Raw genomic sequence first — 15,317 nt, forward strand, 5'->3', positions numbered from 1 at the left:
GCGTGGTGCCGCATGGTGCGGCGTGGCGGTGGTGGCCGGCGGTCAGAGCGACAGGCGGCGCGACAGGTCCGAGCGGAACGCTCCGTTCGGGTCCAACTCGGCGCGCAGGGAACGGAATTCGGCCAGTCGTGGATACATCGCGGTCAGCATCTCCGGACGCAGCCGGGAGTCCTTCGCCAGACAGACCCGGCCGCCGGCCCCCGCCACCTCCTCGTCCAGCGAGTCCAGGAACCCGGCCAGGCCGGGCAGCGCGGCGGGCAGGTCGAGGGCGAGCGTCCAGCCGGGCATCGGGAACGACAGCCAGCCCGGGTCGCCCCCGCCGAACCGTTTGAGCACGGCGAGGAGCGAGGGGCAGCGCCGCTGGGAGATCCGGCGCACGATCCGGCTCAACGCCTCCTCCTGTCCGTGCCCGACGACGAACTGGTACCGCACGAACCCGCCGCGGCCATGGACACGGTTCCAGTGCGGCAGGCCGTCCAGGGGGTGGAAGAAGGCGGAGAGTCTCTGGAGTTCCCCGATGCGGTACGTGGGGGCGGTGCGGTACCGGAGCTCGTTGAAGAGGGCGACGGAGGTGCGGCCGAGCAGGCCCTGGGGTACGAGTGCGGGTGCGGCGGGCCGTTGTCCCGGGCGGAACGCGAGCGGTGTGCGCCGGGCGCGCGCGGGAAGTGCGTACTGGGGCAGGTGCTCCCCACGGGTGAGTACGGAGCGCCCCGTCGCCCGGCCGCGGGCGAGGAGGTCGATCCAGGCGGCCGAGTAGCGATAGCGGTGGTCCCCGGCGGAGAGCCTGGCCAGCAGGTCGTCGAGGTCGACGGTCCGTTCGGTGTCGACCGTCATCCAGGAACTGGTGACGCGGTGCAGCCGGAGCGTGGCCGAGAGGATCACCCCCGTCAGCCCCAGCCCGCCCGTGGTCGCGTCGAAGAGACCGGTGCCGGGCCGGACCGTACGGATCCCGCCGTCGGCGGTCAGCAGTTCCAGCTCCTGGACATGCCGGGAGAAGGAGCCGGAGAAGTGGTGGTTGTGGCCGTGGATGTCGGCGCCGATCGCGCCGCCCACGGTGACATAACGCGTGGCCGGTGTGACGGGGACGAACCAGCCGAGCGGCAGCAGCACCTCCATCAGCCGGTGCAGGCTGACCCCGGCGTCGCAGACCACCAGGCCGGACCCGGCGTCGATGGTGCGGATCCGGTTCAGCGCGGTCATGTCGAGGACGGAACCGCCGGCGTTCTGCGCGGCGTCGCCGTGGGCCCGGCCGAGGCCCCGGGCGATGGACCCGCGGGGTCCGCAGCCGCGCACGGTGGCCGCCGCCTCCTCGTACGTACGGGGGCGGAAACGCAGCGCGGTCGTCGGGGCGGTGCGGCCCCAGCCGGTCAGGGACACGGTGTCGACAGACATGGTGGTGACCGTATCGCCCGAGAAAACCCTTTCGAGGGATTTGTTACAACACTCACCGGTATGGGTGATTGAGGGGATGTCAGCTCGTACGGCAGTGAAGGGGAAGCCGGTTTTCCGCGCCCGGGAGGGTAGTCGTACGACATGGACCGGCTGAAAAACCTCCCTGTCATCGGGCCGATCGTCTCGCGGCTGATGGTGACGCACACCTGGCGCTCGTACGAGACGCTGGAACGGGTCCACTGGAGCAGGCTCGCCGCCGCGATCACCTTCATCAGCTTCCTGGCGCTCTTCCCGCTGATCGCGGTCGGCGCGGCGGTCGGTGCCTCGCTGCTCTCCGCCGAGCAGCTCCACAGGATCGAGAAGCAGATCGCCGAGCAGGTGCCGGGCATCTCCGACCAGCTCGGCATCGGCAATCTGGTGGCGCACGCGGGCACGGTCGGGCTCGTCGCCGGTGCGTTCCTGCTCTTCACCGGCATCGGCTGGATCGGTGCGATGCGGGGCTGCCTGCGCGCCGTGTGGGGCATGGACGACGTGGACCTGGGCAATCCGGTCATCCGTAAGCTGAAGGACGTCGTGCTGCTCCTCGGCCTCGGCGGGGCGGCGCTCGCGACTCTCGCCGTCTCCTCGGCCGGCTCCGTCGCCGTCGGCTGGACCGCCGGTCTGCTGGACATCTCGGACCGCGGTGCGGGCGGTGTGGTGCTGCAGGTGGCCGCCCTGGTCGTGGCGGCCCTCGCCGACTTCCTGCTGCTGCTCTATCTGCTGACGCTGCTGCCCGGGGTCGAGCCGCCGCGCCGCAGGCTGCTGGTCGCCGCGGTGATCGGCGCGGTCGGCTTCGAACTGCTCAAGCTGCTGCTCGGCAGCTACATGAGGAGCGTCGCCTCGAAGAGCATGTACGGCGCCTTCGGGGTGCCGGTCGCGCTGCTGCTGTGGATCAACTTCACCGCGAAACTGCTGCTGTTCTGCGCCGCCTGGACGGCGACGCGGAGCGGCAGGGGCACCGGGAAGGACTCCGCGCCCGTCAGCGGCGAGGGAGGCGGCGCACCAGGTCCGGCAGCGGCCAGCGCCGGTTGATCAGGAACGCGCCACCGGCCAGCAGCACCACGACACCTCCCGCGATCCCCAGCGCGATCCCCATGCCCCCGCCGCCCCGGCCCGCGGCTGCGGTCCCGGCGGCGTGCGAGGAGCCGTTCATGCCCTCGCCCTCCCCGGTGTCCGACGTGGGGCCCTTGCCGCTTCCGGTCCCGCTCTCGTCTTGGGTGTCGGCGGATTTCGGCGGGACCAGTTCGCCGACCGGGGTCACCTTGCCGCTCGCGTCGAATCCCCAGTCGAGGAGGCTGGCCGCCTCCTTGTAGACGGCGTGGGGCACCTCGGACGACGGGTTCATGACGGTGACCAGCAGCACCCGTCCGTCGCGCTCGGCGACACCGGTGAAGGTGTTGCCCGCGTGCGTGGTGTAGCCGTTCTTGACGCCGGCGATGCCCTTGTACGGGGCGACACCGTCCGCACCGGTGAGCAGCCGGTTGGTGTTCTGGATCCCGAAGCTCTCGCGCTTCCCGTTCTTCTTCGCGCCCGGGAACTCGGCCTCGGCCGTCGAGCAGTACTCCCGGAAGTCCGCCTTCTGCAGGCCGCTGCGGGCGAACAGCGTTAGGTCGTACGCGCTGGAGACCTGATCGGGCGCGTCGTATCCGTCGGGCGACACCACGTGCGTGTCGAGTGCCTGCAACTCCTCGGCGTGGGCCTGCATGGCGGCGACGGTCTTGGGGACGCCGCCGTACATCGAGGACAGCACGTGCACCGCGTCGTTGCCCGAGCGCAGGAACACCCCGAGCCACAGGTCGTGGACCGTGTAGCTGAGGTGCTCCTTGACGCCGACGAGACTGCTGCCCTCGCCGAGACCGGCGAGGTCCTCGTCCTGCACCGTGTACGTCCGCGTCTTCGGCTGGAGCGAGGGCATCACGGTGTCCGCGAAGAGCATCTTCAGGGTGGAGGCGGGGGGCAGCCGCCAGTGCGCGTTGTGCGAGGCGAGCACCTGGCCGCTCTCCGCGTCCGCGACGATCCAGGACCTGCCCGTGAGCTCCTTGGGCAGTACCGGGGCGCCTGCCCCCAGCTTGACCTGCGTGCCCGTCCGGCCCAGCAGCTCGCCGCCGACCCGGGACATGCCGGCGGGTGGCTTCGGCCGGTTGTCGGAGGTGTCCTTGCCGGCCGCCGATGCCGGACCGGCGACAAAAGCGGACAACAAGGCGGCAGAGGTGACCGTCAATGCGATCTTCTTCAAAGCAGGCACGGTCGGAAACGTACAGGGTGAAGATATGAACAGGGGCGCGGACGGCCTGACCCGCCGTGCGTACCGCCGGGACAGCCCACCCCGGGCGACTTCGCCGGAGCGCGGCGGAGATACTGAAACCATGAAGCTCAGCCGCCCCGTCTCCTGGTTCCTGCTCGCCTTCGGGGTGTGGAGCTGGTTCATCTGGATCACTTTCGTCAAGAACCTGTGGAAGGACGGCAGCGGACTCGCCTTCGACGACGCGGGTGACCCGACCACGTACTTCTGGGTGCATCTGCTGCTCGCCATCACTTCCTTTCTCCTGGGGACGGCAGTCGGTGTGATCGGGTTCCGTGGAGTCAGGGCTCTGCGCCGAGAACATGCGTGACAGGCCGTACGGCGGACGGGGGGAGCGCGAGTGGCAGTGGTCCGGATCGCACTGACGGCGGTCGTGGTGCTCGCGCTGCTCGTCGGCGTGCACCGCTACCTGTGGCGCCGTTTCGTCGGTGACACGACGACCGAGGGCAGCGCCCTGCGCACCGTCGGCACGGTGGCCGCGTACCTCCTGCCGCTGCTGAGCGTCGGCGCCCTGGTCTCCGGTCGCGCGGGTGCGCCCTTCTGGCTCCAGCGGGTACTGGCCTGGCCGGGATACCTGTGGCTCGCCGCGCTGCTCTATCTGACGCTCGCACTGCTGGTGGGCGAGGTGGTGCGGCCGGTACTGCGACGCGTGCTCGCACCCCGTGCGAGCGGGCCGGACGGGGCCACGGCCACACAGGCGCCCGCACCCGGGACCACCGAGGCCGCCGGGAGCACCGGCACCGAGTCCGCCACGACCACCGGCGCCGCCACCGCGGAGGACGCCGGGGCCACCATCACCGGGGACACCCTCGTCGCCGCCGCCCCCGCCACTGCCGCCCCGCCCCGCCCCGCCGACCCCACGCGGCGGCTGTTCGTCGCGCGGGCCGTCGGGGGCGCCGCCGCCGTCGCGGGGCTCGGCACGGTCGGCCACGGCACGTACGGCGTGCTGCGCGGGCCGCGGGTCGAGCGGATCACCGTGCCGCTCGCCAAGCTGCCCCGTTCCGCGCACGGCTTCCGGATCGCCGTCGTCAGCGACATCCACCTCGGCCCGATCCTCGGCCGCGCCCACACCCGACGGATCGTCGACACGATCAACCGCACCCAGCCGGATCTGGTCGCCGTCGTGGGCGATCTCGTCGACGGAACCGTCGCGGACCTCGGTCCGGCCGCGGAGCCGCTCGCGCGGCTGAGCGCCCGCCGGGGAAGCTACTTCGTCACCGGGAATCACGAGTACTACTCCGGTGCCGCCCAATGGATCGATCAGGTCAGGGAATTGGGGCTTCACCCCCTGGAGAACGCCCGGGTCGAGATCGATGGATTCGATCTCGCGGGTGTCAACGACATCGCCGGGCAGAGCGAGGGGCAGGGGCCGGATTTCGGGGCCGCGCTCGGCGACCGGGACCGGACCCGGGCCGCCGTCCTCCTCGCCCACCAGCCCGTCGTCATCCATGAGGCCGTCGCCCACGGTGTGGATCTCCAGCTCTCCGGCCACACCCACGGCGGTCAGCTCTGGCCGGGCAACCTTGTCGCGGAACTGGCCAATCCCACGGTCGCCGGCCTCGACCGCTACGGCGACACCCAGTTGTACGTCTCGCGGGGCGCGGGCGCCTGGGGGCCGCCGGTCCGGGTCGGCGCGCCCTCCGACATCACCGTCGTGGAACTCGCCTCCCGGCAGGTCTGACCCTCCGTCGATGGCTGGTTACAGACCCCCTGGAAACACGAAGGTTTCAAGTGCCGAACAAAAGGCTAAGAGTCACAGTTTTGGTCTTCCAGATGTGAAAATCGTGTGATTGGCTGATCGCGAGCATGCGGTGATGTGCGGATCTGAGCACAACACCGAGGTGGGGCTGGTAAAGGGAGAGCACGTCGATGCGGTCGGTCCGGGTACGGATTCTCGCGATTTTCGCGGTTTTGGTCATCGCAGGCGTCGGAGCCTGGCAGCTGCTCCCCTCGAACGAGGTGAACAAGGACCCGATCGCGGTCGGTACCACGGACGAGGTCACCTCGCTCGACCCGGCGGGGGCGTACGACGCCGGTTCCTGGGCGATGTACAGCAACATCTACCAGTCCCTGATGACGTTCAAGTCCGGGGCGACCGTCCCCGAGCCCGACGCCGCCGAGAGCTGTGGGTTCATCGGCCAGAAGCTCCAGACGTACCAGTGCAAGCTGCGTGACGACCTGTCCTTCTCCAACGGACGCAAGATCACCGCCGCCGATGTCAAGTACTCCATCGAGCGGATGATCAAGATCAAGACGGATGTCGGTCCGTGGGTCCTGTTCCCGAGCCTCAAGAACGTGGTGGCCGACGGCCGCACCATCACCTTCAACCTCTCCTCGCGCGACGCGACCTTCCCGCAGAAGCTCGCCACGGGTGCCGGGTCGATCGTCGACCGCGAGTCGTACCCGCCGAACAAGCTCCGGACCGGGAACACGGTCGACGGCTCGGGGCCGTACCTCCTGAAGTCGTACCGGGCGGACGCCAGCGCCGAGCTGGTTCCCAACCCCCGGTACAAGGGTGCGCTGAAGAAGACCGGCGTCCCGGTCACCGTGCGCTACTTCAAGGAGTCGGACGCGCTGCTGGCCGCCTGGAAGTCCGGACAGATCGATGTGACGCACCGCCAGCTGCCGCCGGCCACGCTCGCCGAGCTCAACCCCGGCGACCCCGACCTGCGCGTCACGGAGGCGGACAGCGCCGAGATCCGCAATCTCGTCTTCAACGTCCGTGACGGCTCCCCGCTCGCGAACAAGAAGGTCCGGCAGGCCATCGCGTCGATCGTCGACCGCGCGCCGCTGGTGACCGACATCTACAAGGGCACGGTCGAACCGCTCTACTCGCTGATCCCGCAGGGCTACATCGGGCACAGCACGCCGTTCTTCGACGCCTACCCCGCACCCGATACCGCTCGCGCCAAGAAGCTGATGCAGGAGGCCGGTGTGCAGACGCCGCTGGCGATCACCTTCGGCTACCGCGGCGGCGACGAGGCCTACGAGAAGGAGACCGAGGAGCTGCGCCGCCAGTTGGAGGCGGACGGGCTGTTCAAGGTGTCGGTCAAGGCCGTCGACTGGCAGCAGTTCCAGAAGGAGTACGCGGCCGGCAAGTACGACGCGTACACCGTCGGCTGGCTCCCCGACTACCCGGACCCCGACACCTTCAGCCAGCCACTGGTCGGCAGCGACAACAGCCTCCACAACGGCTACTCCAGCAAGAAGATGGACTCCCTGATCAGCTCCACGCTGCAGTACAGCGACCGCGGCCGTACCTCGACGGACTTCAAGGAGCTCCAGGCACTGGTCGGCGAGGACGTGCCGCTCGTGCCGCTGTGGCAGAAGAAGGACTACGTCGTCAGCAAGACCGATGTCTCCGGCTCGCAGTACCTCTCGGACGGCACCGGCATCTGGCGGCTGTGGGAGCTGGGACGGATCTGACGGCCCGCCGCGCCGGTCCTGGCCCGTACGACAGGACTTGGGGGGCGGTCGGTCCCGGCGCTGCCGGGCGGCCGCCCCCGTCCGTTCAGGCCCGGCGCTTCGCGGCGCCGGGCAGGAACTCCTCCAGCACCTCGTGAATCTGTCGCACCAGCGGGCGCAGCACCCGGAACCGGGAGAGCGCGATGGCGCGGGCGGCGATCGGGGCGGAGCGCTCGACCAGACGACGGCTGCGTTCGGTGTGCTCCGTCCGGTCGTACACCCAGTACAGCACCAGGCCCATCTGTATCAGCCACATCAACTGCGGTAGCAGTTCGGCGAGTTCGGGGTCGACCTTGGTGTCGGAGCCGGCCAGGCAGCGCCGGTGGATGGAGATCGCCGCCTCGCGGGCGGCGACCGAATCCGCCGAGAACGGGCTGAGCGGACTCTCCGGGTCGGCGGCGTTCTTGAAGAACTGGGCGGCGAAGCGGTGGTACGGCTCCGCCACGTCCAGCCATGTGAGCAGGACCCCGCGCATCCGCACCGCGAGGTCCTTGTCACCGTCCAGGACCGGCCGCACCGCCGCTTCGTGCTCGGCGGCGAGCCGGTCGTAGAAGCCCTGGACGAGGTGTTCCTTGTTCGTGAAGTAGTAGTAGGCGTTGCCGACGGAGACACCGGCCTCCTGGGCGATGGCCCGCATCGTCGTCTTGTCGTAGCCGCGTTCCTGGAAGAGCCGGAGCGCGGTTTCGAGGATGAGTGTGCGGGTCTGCTCGCTCTTGGGAGCCTTGACTTCCTTCACGTCCTTCGCTTCCTTCACCACAGCCCCGAGGGTATCGGCGCCCCGGTCAGTCCTCGGGCCCGGGGACCGTCCCCGCGGCGCAGACGCCGTCCCCGTCGCCGCACGCCGGCGCGGTCAGCGAACGGTACTTCGCGGCGGCGAGCACGGTGGCCCGTGCGAAGGGGCGGCCCGCCGGAGTGGTCAGCCAGTGGGACCTGGGCCGGTGTTCGGCCAGCGCCCAGAGGCAGACGATCCAGGCGGAGGTCCCGCGGTAGATCTGCCCCCGGTCGCCGATCGCCGTGATCTCGTCGAGCGTTCCGGCGTGGTCGAGCCCGGGGAAGCGGCGGCGTGCCTCCTCGGAGGCCGCCGGGACGAGGTCGAGCGGGACGAGCTGAGGCTGCTTCATCAGCCACTGGCACAGATGGAGGCAGAGCGGGCACCGCGCGTCGTACAGCACCGTGAGGCCGTGGACGGGGAGCCGCCGCCCGCCCGCTTCGGCGGTCATGGCGCGCTCAGGCCTTGGCGGCGGGTGCGGCCCACGGGCCGTCGCCCGGCCCCGTCCAGCCCTGCGGCGCGACGGGCGGGGTCTGCTCACGCTCCATCAGGCCGCGACGGCGGATCTTGTTGAGCACATAGACATTGCCGAGGTGCAGCACACCGAGGACGAGCAGGACGACGCCGAGCTTCACCGAGAGTGCCTCGAAGAGCCCGCGGGCGTCGGCGACCCTGTCGTCGTTCCTCAGATAGAGCGTGACGAAGCCCAGGTTCACCAGGTAGAAGCCGACCACCAGCAGGTGGTTGACGGCATCGGCGAGCTTCTCGTTCCCGTGCAGTACGTCGGCGAGGAACACCTTGCCGTTGTGGCTGAGCGTGCGCGCGACCCAGACGGTGAGCGCCACGCTGATCAGCAGGTAGATGACGTACGCGACAACAGTGAGGTCCATGCCCCACCCTCCCTTGAACGCGTTCAAAAGCTGTTGTCATGGACAGTAGACCCATACTTGAACATGTTCAAGTCGCCATTTCGGCGGCAGGCTCCGCCGTTCTGCCGGGCGCCCCGAGGCGTCGCACGCCCGGTACCGCCGCCGTCGCCAGACAGGCCGCGCCGACCGCCACCGAGGCGACGGCCAGCGGCACTTCGGCGCCCCAGGCCGAGGCGGCGAGCGGGGCGAGCGTGTAGCCGAGCGGCATCGCGCCGAGCGAGAGCAGCCAGTCGTAGGAGGTCACGCGGGCCAGGGCCTGTGCGGGCACGGCGGACTGGACCGCGGTCTCCCAGACCGGGTTGAGGAAGCCGAGGCCCGCCTGGGCGACGCCGTACGCGGCGATGGTCACGGCGGCGGGCGCGTGGACGGCGAGGAGGCCGAGCGGGAGGGCGTACGTGGCGAGGCCCAGGTTGGCGATCAGGATTGGACGGCGGGGGTGGGCCCGGCCGGCCAGCAGTGAACCGAGGAGCAGGCCGGCCGCGCCGGTCTGGAGCAGGGCGACCCAGACGCCCTTGCCGCCCAGCTCGTGGACGAAGAGGGCCGGGCCCACGGTCATCAGGACCGCCGCCGCGCCGTTCCAGACGGCGTGGGCGATCAGGCTCGTCCAGTACCAGTCGCGGCCCCGCACCTCGCTCCAGCCCTCCTTGAGATCGCTGATCAGGGAGCGTCGGGGGATGGGCATGTGCCGTACCTTCATGGCGGACAGCAGCGCCGCGCTCACCGCGAAGCTCGCGCCGTCCAGGACGAAGGCCCAGCCGGGCCCCGCGGTCAGGATCAGGGCTCCGGCGAGGGCCGGACCGCCGAGCCGGGTCGCGCTGTTGACCACGGCCATCAGCGAGTTGGCGCGCAGCAGCCCCGATTCCGGCACGGTGCCGCGGATCAGCGGGGACACGGTCGGCATCGCGAACGCCCCGGCGGCGCCGCCGATCGCCTCGGCGACCGCGATCTGCCAGAGCGCGGGGGAGCCGCCGAGCAGCTCCGCGCCGACGAACAGCTGGGTCGCGCACCGTACGAGATCGGTGGTGAGCGCCACGGTCCGGGCGTTGAAGCGGTCGCCGACGACGCCCCCCAGGGGCAGCAGGAGCAGCTTGGGGACCATCGCGCAGCCCAGCACCAGCGCGAGCGCCCCGGTCGAGCCGGTGGCCAGGTAGACGGCCAGGGAGAGGGCGGTGGGGATGGCGGCGTCGCCGAGGAGCGAGAGGGTGCGTCCGATGAAGAGCAGGCGGAAGGCGCGCGTGCGCAGAGGATGCGGCATGCGCGAGAATGTATTTCGAAGCCGAATTATTCGTCAACGAAATATCTTGTTCCGAAGGGAAGTTGGAGGTCGGGCGTAGGCTTTTCCCATGGAGCGACGCGACTGGACCGACGGACATGTGGAGCGCTGGAAGCCCGTCCTTCCCGACCTCGATCCCGATGTCGAGGGCGCGGTGACCCGGATGAAGAAGCTCTCCGTCCATCTGCGCCGGGTACGCGAACAGTCCCTGGTCGACTTCGATCTGGACCGTCAGGAGTTCGACACGCTCCACAAGCTGGCCGGACGCGGCGGGACGGCGGCGCCCTCCGAACTCGCCGCCGACCTCGACCTCGCGCCCGCCTCCGTCACCGGCCGACTGGACGCGCTCGAACGGCGCGGCTTCGTCCGCCGTACGCCCTCCACCACCGACCGCCGAAGGGTCGACGTGGAACTCACCGACGAGGGCCGCTCGACCTGGCTCGGGGCGATGGACGTCCTCGGGCACGAGGAATACCGGCTGCTCGGCGTCCTCGACAAGGACGAACGCACGCTGCTGAACGACATGCTGCGGCGCATCATGGTGGTCGCCGAGGACCGGGGCGGCGCCGCCTGGGACTGAGAGCCTGTCGGGGGGTGACCTCCGACCGGGCGGCCACACCCTGGCACGCACGCTTCCCGCGTTGTCGTCGGTCGCCGACGCTCTGCGTCGACTCCCTCCCGCGGCTGGGAACCGCACGCACCGGACCGCGTCCGCCATCCGGTCCGAGGTCACCCGACAGGCTCTGAGCCGTCCGGCGCTCGGCCCCCTTCCGGCCCCCGCCGCCCCCGTACGGCCGTGGCCTCCGGCTTCCCGGCATCGCGAACGGAGGCCCCGTACCCGTCAGATGCTCATCGAGCGGGCGGTGTTGATCTGTGCCATGACCATCGGGAAGGTCTCCGGGCCCATCGCCGGGATCATCGTCGAGTGGTGCCTGCCACCGCTGGTCACCGAGACCTGGATGAAGCCGGTCGTCTTCTTCTCCTTCATCAGGAGGAAGAGCAGACCGACCAGGCAGAGCAGCGCGAAGACGATCGCCAGGACGATCGCCACCGTCGGGATCTTCTCCTCCGTGCGCGACAGGTCCGTGGCCGTCCACACCGCGCCCTTGAGCGGCATCGTCCCGGCCGGCGTCACGATCTGGTCGTTCATCACGGTGATGTCACCGAACGTCAGCATCGGCGCACCGCCGGCGCCGGGCGGCATCCCCGGCTGCTGCGGATAGCCGTGACCGGGCATGGTCGGCCCCTGCTCCGGGGGATAGCCGTAGCCGGGGCCGGGCTGGGCCGCGGAGTCGGGCAGCTGCTGCGGGTAGCCGTAGGCCGGCGCGGACTGCCCCTGGCCCTGGCCGTCCGCGACGGTGGGCGGATTGCCCGGCTGCTGGGGAGGCCCCCACTTGTATGAGTCGTCCGCGTACGGATTCGGATCGCTCAACGTTCCCCGCTTTCGATCAAGCCTGTGCGCCCCGTGCCTTGCTGCTCCGGAGGCGGCGAACCGGTGTCCGGTCCCGCACGACCGTACCGTCCGGACCCGGACGGCGCAGCAAGAGGCCCCGCTTCCCGCGGTGTTCGTGCGGAAAACGGGGCCCGGGATGCGACCGGTGTGCCGGTGGCGGTCAGAAGCGACGCGTGATCAGCGCGCGCTTGACCTCCTGGATCGCCTTGGTGACCTCGATGCCACGCGGGCAGGCGTCCGTGCAGTTGAAGGTGGTGCGGCAACGCCACACACCGTCACGGTCGTTGAGGATCTCCAGGCGCTGCTCGCCGCCCTCGTCGCGCGAGTCGAAGATGAAACGGTGCGCGTTGACGATGGCCGCCGGGCCGAAGTACTGGCCGTCGTTCCAGAACACCGGGCACGAGGACGTGCACGCGGCGCACAGGATGCACTTGGTGGTGTCGTCGAAGCGCTCGCGGTCCTCGGCGGACTGCAGACGCTCGCGGGTCGGCTCGTTCCCCTTGGTGATGAGGAAGGGCATGACGTCGCGGTACGCCTGGAAGAACGGGTCCATGTCGACCACGAGGTCCTTGAGGACCGTGAGGCCCTTGATGGCCTCGACCGTGATCGGCTTCTCCGGGTTGATGTCCTTGATCAGCGTCTTGCAGGCGAGCCTGTTCTTGCCGTTGATCCGCATCGCGTCGGAGCCGCAGATGCCGTGCGCGCAGGAGCGGCGGAACGTCAGCGTGCCGTCGATGTCCCACTTGATCTTGTGAAGGGCGTCGAGCACACGCTCCTTCGGGTCGATCTCGATCTGGAAGTCCTGCCACTGGGCCTCGTCGGAGACCTCGGGGTTGAAGCGGCGGATCCGGAAGGTGGCCGTGATGTACGGCGAGGCGGCGGACTGCGCCTCGACCTTGTCCAGAGTCGGGGTTGCCATCAGTACTTACGCTCCATCGGCTGGTAGCGGGTCTGGACGACCGGCTTGTAGTCGAGCCGGATCGACTCGGTGCCGTCGGCCGAGACCTCGCGGTACGCCATGGTGTGGCGCATGAAGTTGACGTCGTCGCGGTTCGGGTAGTCCTCGCGGTAGTGACCGCCGCGGGACTCCTTGCGGGCCAGCGCGGAGGTCGCCATGACCTCGGCCAGGTCGAGCAGGTTGCCCAGCTCGACGGCCTCCAGAAGGTCCGTGTTGAACCGCTTGCCCTTGTCCTGGATGGACACGTCGAGGTAGCGCCTGCGCAGCTCGGCGATCTTGTCGACGGCCGTCTTGATGGTCTGCTCGGTGCGGAACACCATCACATTGGCGTCCATGCACTCCTGCAGCTCCAGGCGGATCGCGGCGACCCGTTCGTTGCCCGTCGAGTTGCGCAGCCGCTCGATCTGCTCCTCGACCAGCTGCGCCGGGTTCTCGGGAAGCTCGACGAAGTCGTGCTTCGCGGAGTACTCGGCGGCACCGATGCCGGCGCGACGTCCGAAGACGTTGATGTCGAGCAGCGAGTTGGTGCCCAGGCGGTTGGCGCCGTGCACGGAGACGCACGCGACCTCGCCGGCGGCGTACAGGCCCGGGACGACGGTGGTGTTGTCGGCCAGCACCTCGCCCTCGACGTTGGTCGGGATGCCGCCCATGGCGTAGTGCGCGGTCGGCTGGATCGGGATCGGGTCCGTGTAGGGCTCGATGCCGAGGTACGTGCGCGCGAACTCGGTGATGTCCGGGAGCTTGGCGTCGAGCTGCTCCGGCGGCAGGTGCGTGAGGTCGAGGTAGACGTGGTCGCCCTCGGGACCGCAGCCGCGGCCCTCACGGATCTCCGTGTAGATGGAGCGGGACACGACGTCACGGGACGCGAGGTCCTTCATGACGGGCGCGTACTTCTCCATGAAGCGCTCGCCGTCCTTGTTGCGGAGGATGCCGCCCTCACCGCGGGCGCCCTCCGTCAGCAGGATGCCCATGCGCCAGATGCCCGTCGGGTGGAACTGGAAGAACTCCATGTCCTCCAGCGGCAGGCCGCGGCGCCAGGCGGCGGCCTGGCCGTCACCGGTCAGGGTGTGCGCGTTCGACGTCACCTTGAAGAACTTGCCGGTGCCGCCGGAGGCGAAGATGATCGACTTCGCCTGGAAGACGTGGATCTCGCCGGTGGCCAGCTCGTACGCGACGACGCCCGCCGACTTCTTGACTCCGTCGACCTCCTGGAGCAGGAGGTCCAGGACGTAGAACTCGTTGAAGAACTCCACGCCCTCCTTGACGCAGTTCTGGTACAGCGTCTGGAGGATCATGTGGCCGGTGCGGTCCGAGGCGTAGCAGGACCGGCGGACCGGGGCCTCGCCGTGGTTACGGCTGTGGCCGCCGAAACGACGCTGGTCGATACGGCCCTCGGGCGTGCGGTTGAACGGCAGGCCCATCTTCTCCAGGTCGAGAACGGAGTCGATGGCCTCCTTCGCCAGGATCTCGGCGGCGTCCTGGTCGACCAGGTAGTCGCCGCCCTTGATCGTGTCGAAGGTGTGCCACTCCCAGTTGTCCTCCTCCACATTGGCGAGCGCGGCGGCCATGCCGCCCTGCGCGGCGCCCGTGTGGGAGCGGGTCGGGTACAGCTTCGTGAGCACGGCGGTACGGCTGCGCTTGGTGGACTCGATCGCCGCGCGCATACCGGCGCCGCCGGCGCCGACGATGACGGTGTCGTACTTGTGGATCTGCATGATTTCCTCTGGTCCCTCTGGCCCGGCGCCTAGCGGATGTTCGGGTCGAAGGTGAAGATCACCAGCGTGCCCAGCAGGACGGTGAACACCGTGGCGGTGTACAGCAGCATCTTCAGCCAGAAGCGGGTGTTCTCCCGCTCGGCGTAGTCGTTGATGACCGTACGGAGGCCGTTGGCGCCGTGCAGCATGGCCAGCCACAGCATCGCCAGGTCCCAGAGCTGCCAGAACGGCGAGGCCCAGCGGCCCGCCACGAAGGCGAAGCCGATCTTGGAGACGCCGCCGTCCAGCACCAGCTGGATCAGCAGGTGGCCGATGACCAGGACGACCAGGACGATGCCCGACAGGCGCATGAAGAGCCAGGCGTACATCTCGAAGTTGGTGCGCGAAGCCTTGGGGGTCTTGCCGGTCCGCTTGCGCGGCGGCTCGATGACCGGGGCCGGGTGGTCGACGTCGTAGAGGCTGACGCCCTCGACGGAACCGATCGCGGCGGAGGACTCGGTGGACATTGGCCTCAGCTCCCGAAGACTTCGCGTACGGCGTGGCCGAGGACGGGGTACAGGGCCCCGACCATGAGCACGACCCAGATCCCCACGACGGACCAGAGCATCTGCTTCTGGTAGCGCGGGCCCTTGGCCCAGAAGTCCACGGCGACGATGCGGAGACCGTTCAGCGCGTGGAAGAGAATGGCGGCCACCAGGCCGTATTCGAGGAGCGCGACGATCGGCGTCTTGTACGTGGCCACGACGTCGTCATAGGCCTCGGGGGAGACGCGGACGAGAGCGGTGTCCAGGACGTGTACGAACAGGAAGAAGAAAATGAGGACACCGGTGACTCGATGAGCCACCCAGGACCACATGCCTTCCCGGCCGCGGTACAGCGTTCCAGCCGGCACGGAAGAACCCTCCGGGAGCGGGGATTGGGGCCGGCCGGCTTGACTGTCGGTCTGACCCGGCCGGGTACGGTCCACCGGCCCCGGCCATCGTAGCGACGCTTTGTCGGTTCGTTCGCGCGGGGGCCTCTGG

The 15,317-nt window shown here is 69.6% G+C and carries 16 protein-coding genes; 5 read left to right on the forward strand and 11 right to left on the reverse strand.

From position 1 onward, the window contains the following. Nucleotides 1-42: 42 nt before the first annotated feature. On the reverse strand, nt 43-1,392 hold the full coding sequence (locus ACIOHC_RS23205) for an FAD-binding oxidoreductase (RefSeq protein ID WP_351074423.1): 1,350 nt from the start codon (nt 1,390-1,392) through the stop codon (nt 43-45). 141 nt (nt 1,393-1,533) lie between these two features. Here ACIOHC_RS23205 and ACIOHC_RS23210 point away from each other — a divergent pair, with 141 nt between their 5' ends. Next, the gene (locus tag ACIOHC_RS23210; protein WP_401843794.1) at nt 1,534-2,463 is read left to right on the forward strand and encodes a YihY/virulence factor BrkB family protein; all 930 of its coding nucleotides are present in this window, start codon (nt 1,534-1,536) and stop codon (nt 2,461-2,463) included. On the opposite strand, the gene ACIOHC_RS23215 is transcribed toward ACIOHC_RS23210, so the two are convergent. Beyond that, nucleotides 2,411-3,859, reverse strand: a complete 1,449-nt coding sequence (locus tag ACIOHC_RS23215; RefSeq protein ID WP_389636863.1) for a D-alanyl-D-alanine carboxypeptidase — start codon at nt 3,857-3,859, stop codon at nt 2,411-2,413. The two genes, ACIOHC_RS23210 and ACIOHC_RS23215, sit on opposite strands and share 53 nt — an antisense overlap. Between ACIOHC_RS23215 and ACIOHC_RS23220 the strand changes: the two genes are divergently transcribed. From ACIOHC_RS23220 to ACIOHC_RS23230, 3 genes are all read left to right on the forward strand, one after another. Continuing rightward, a complete protein-coding gene (locus ACIOHC_RS23220; RefSeq protein WP_351074418.1) occupies nt 3,798-4,043 on the forward strand; it encodes an SCO4848 family membrane protein in 246 nt (81 codons plus the stop codon). The genes ACIOHC_RS23215 and ACIOHC_RS23220 overlap by 62 nt on opposite strands. Before the next feature lie 30 nt (nt 4,044-4,073). Next, nucleotides 4,074-5,414, forward strand: coding sequence for a metallophosphoesterase (locus ACIOHC_RS23225; protein ID WP_401843797.1), 1,341 nt, complete (start codon nt 4,074-4,076; stop codon nt 5,412-5,414). A gap of 188 nt (nt 5,415-5,602) precedes the next feature. Continuing rightward, complete coding sequence (locus tag ACIOHC_RS23230) at nt 5,603-7,159, forward strand: ABC transporter substrate-binding protein (protein WP_351074414.1); 1,557 nt, start codon at nt 5,603-5,605, stop codon at nt 7,157-7,159. A gap of 85 nt (nt 7,160-7,244) precedes the next feature. Here ACIOHC_RS23230 and ACIOHC_RS23235 read toward each other — a convergent pair whose 3' ends face one another. From ACIOHC_RS23235 to ACIOHC_RS23250, 4 genes are all read right to left on the reverse strand, one after another. Then, the gene (locus tag ACIOHC_RS23235) at nt 7,245-7,955 is read right to left on the reverse strand and encodes a TetR family transcriptional regulator (RefSeq protein WP_351074412.1); all 711 of its coding nucleotides are present in this window, start codon (nt 7,953-7,955) and stop codon (nt 7,245-7,247) included. Nucleotides 7,956-7,980: 25 nt separating this feature from the next. Continuing rightward, nucleotides 7,981-8,418, reverse strand: coding sequence for a DCC1-like thiol-disulfide oxidoreductase family protein (locus tag ACIOHC_RS23240; protein ID WP_351074410.1), 438 nt, complete (start codon nt 8,416-8,418; stop codon nt 7,981-7,983). Between the two features lie 7 nt (nt 8,419-8,425). Then, nucleotides 8,426-8,857 (reverse strand): hypothetical protein, encoded by a 432-nt coding sequence (locus ACIOHC_RS23245; RefSeq protein ID WP_365692031.1) that lies wholly within the window; start codon nt 8,855-8,857, stop codon nt 8,426-8,428. Nucleotides 8,858-8,924: 67 nt separating this feature from the next. Next, nucleotides 8,925-10,151, reverse strand: coding sequence for an MFS transporter (locus ACIOHC_RS23250; RefSeq protein WP_351074406.1), 1,227 nt, complete (start codon nt 10,149-10,151; stop codon nt 8,925-8,927). 88 nt (nt 10,152-10,239) lie between these two features. On the opposite strand from ACIOHC_RS23250, the gene ACIOHC_RS23255 reads away from it, so the two are divergent. Beyond that, nucleotides 10,240-10,749: a MarR family transcriptional regulator gene (locus tag ACIOHC_RS23255; protein ID WP_351074404.1), complete on the forward strand. Its 510-nt coding sequence runs from the start codon at nt 10,240-10,242 to the stop codon at nt 10,747-10,749. Nucleotides 10,750-11,010: 261 nt separating this feature from the next. Here ACIOHC_RS23255 and ACIOHC_RS23260 read toward each other — a convergent pair whose 3' ends face one another. The 5 genes from ACIOHC_RS23260 to sdhC all read right to left on the reverse strand — a co-directional run bounded on the left by ACIOHC_RS23260 (nt 11,011) and on the right by sdhC (nt 15,187). Beyond that, nucleotides 11,011-11,601 carry a hypothetical protein gene (locus tag ACIOHC_RS23260; RefSeq protein WP_351074402.1) on the reverse strand — a complete coding sequence of 197 codons (591 nt, stop codon included), beginning with the start codon at nt 11,599-11,601 and terminating at the stop codon, nt 11,011-11,013. A 181-nt stretch (nt 11,602-11,782) separates the two neighbouring features. Then, entirely contained in the window at nt 11,783-12,541 is a 759-nt protein-coding gene (locus ACIOHC_RS23265) for a succinate dehydrogenase iron-sulfur subunit (protein WP_351074400.1), read from the reverse strand. Continuing rightward, nucleotides 12,541-14,295 (reverse strand): succinate dehydrogenase flavoprotein subunit, encoded by a 1,755-nt coding sequence (gene sdhA, locus ACIOHC_RS23270; RefSeq protein WP_351074398.1) that lies wholly within the window; start codon nt 14,293-14,295, stop codon nt 12,541-12,543. Before sdhA ends, ACIOHC_RS23265 begins: the two co-directional genes overlap by 1 nt. 29 nt (nt 14,296-14,324) lie before the next feature. Beyond that, on the reverse strand, nt 14,325-14,801 hold the full coding sequence (locus tag ACIOHC_RS23275) for a succinate dehydrogenase hydrophobic membrane anchor subunit (protein ID WP_351074396.1): 477 nt from the start codon (nt 14,799-14,801) through the stop codon (nt 14,325-14,327). A gap of 5 nt (nt 14,802-14,806) precedes the next feature. Beyond that, nucleotides 14,807-15,187, reverse strand: coding sequence for a succinate dehydrogenase, cytochrome b556 subunit (sdhC, locus tag ACIOHC_RS23280; protein ID WP_072486591.1), 381 nt, complete (start codon nt 15,185-15,187; stop codon nt 14,807-14,809). Nucleotides 15,188-15,317: the final 130 nt, after the last annotated feature.

The sequence above is a fragment of the Streptomyces sp. NPDC088252 genome, from assembly GCF_044740965.1.
Taxonomy (GTDB): domain Bacteria; phylum Actinomycetota; class Actinomycetes; order Streptomycetales; family Streptomycetaceae; genus Streptomyces.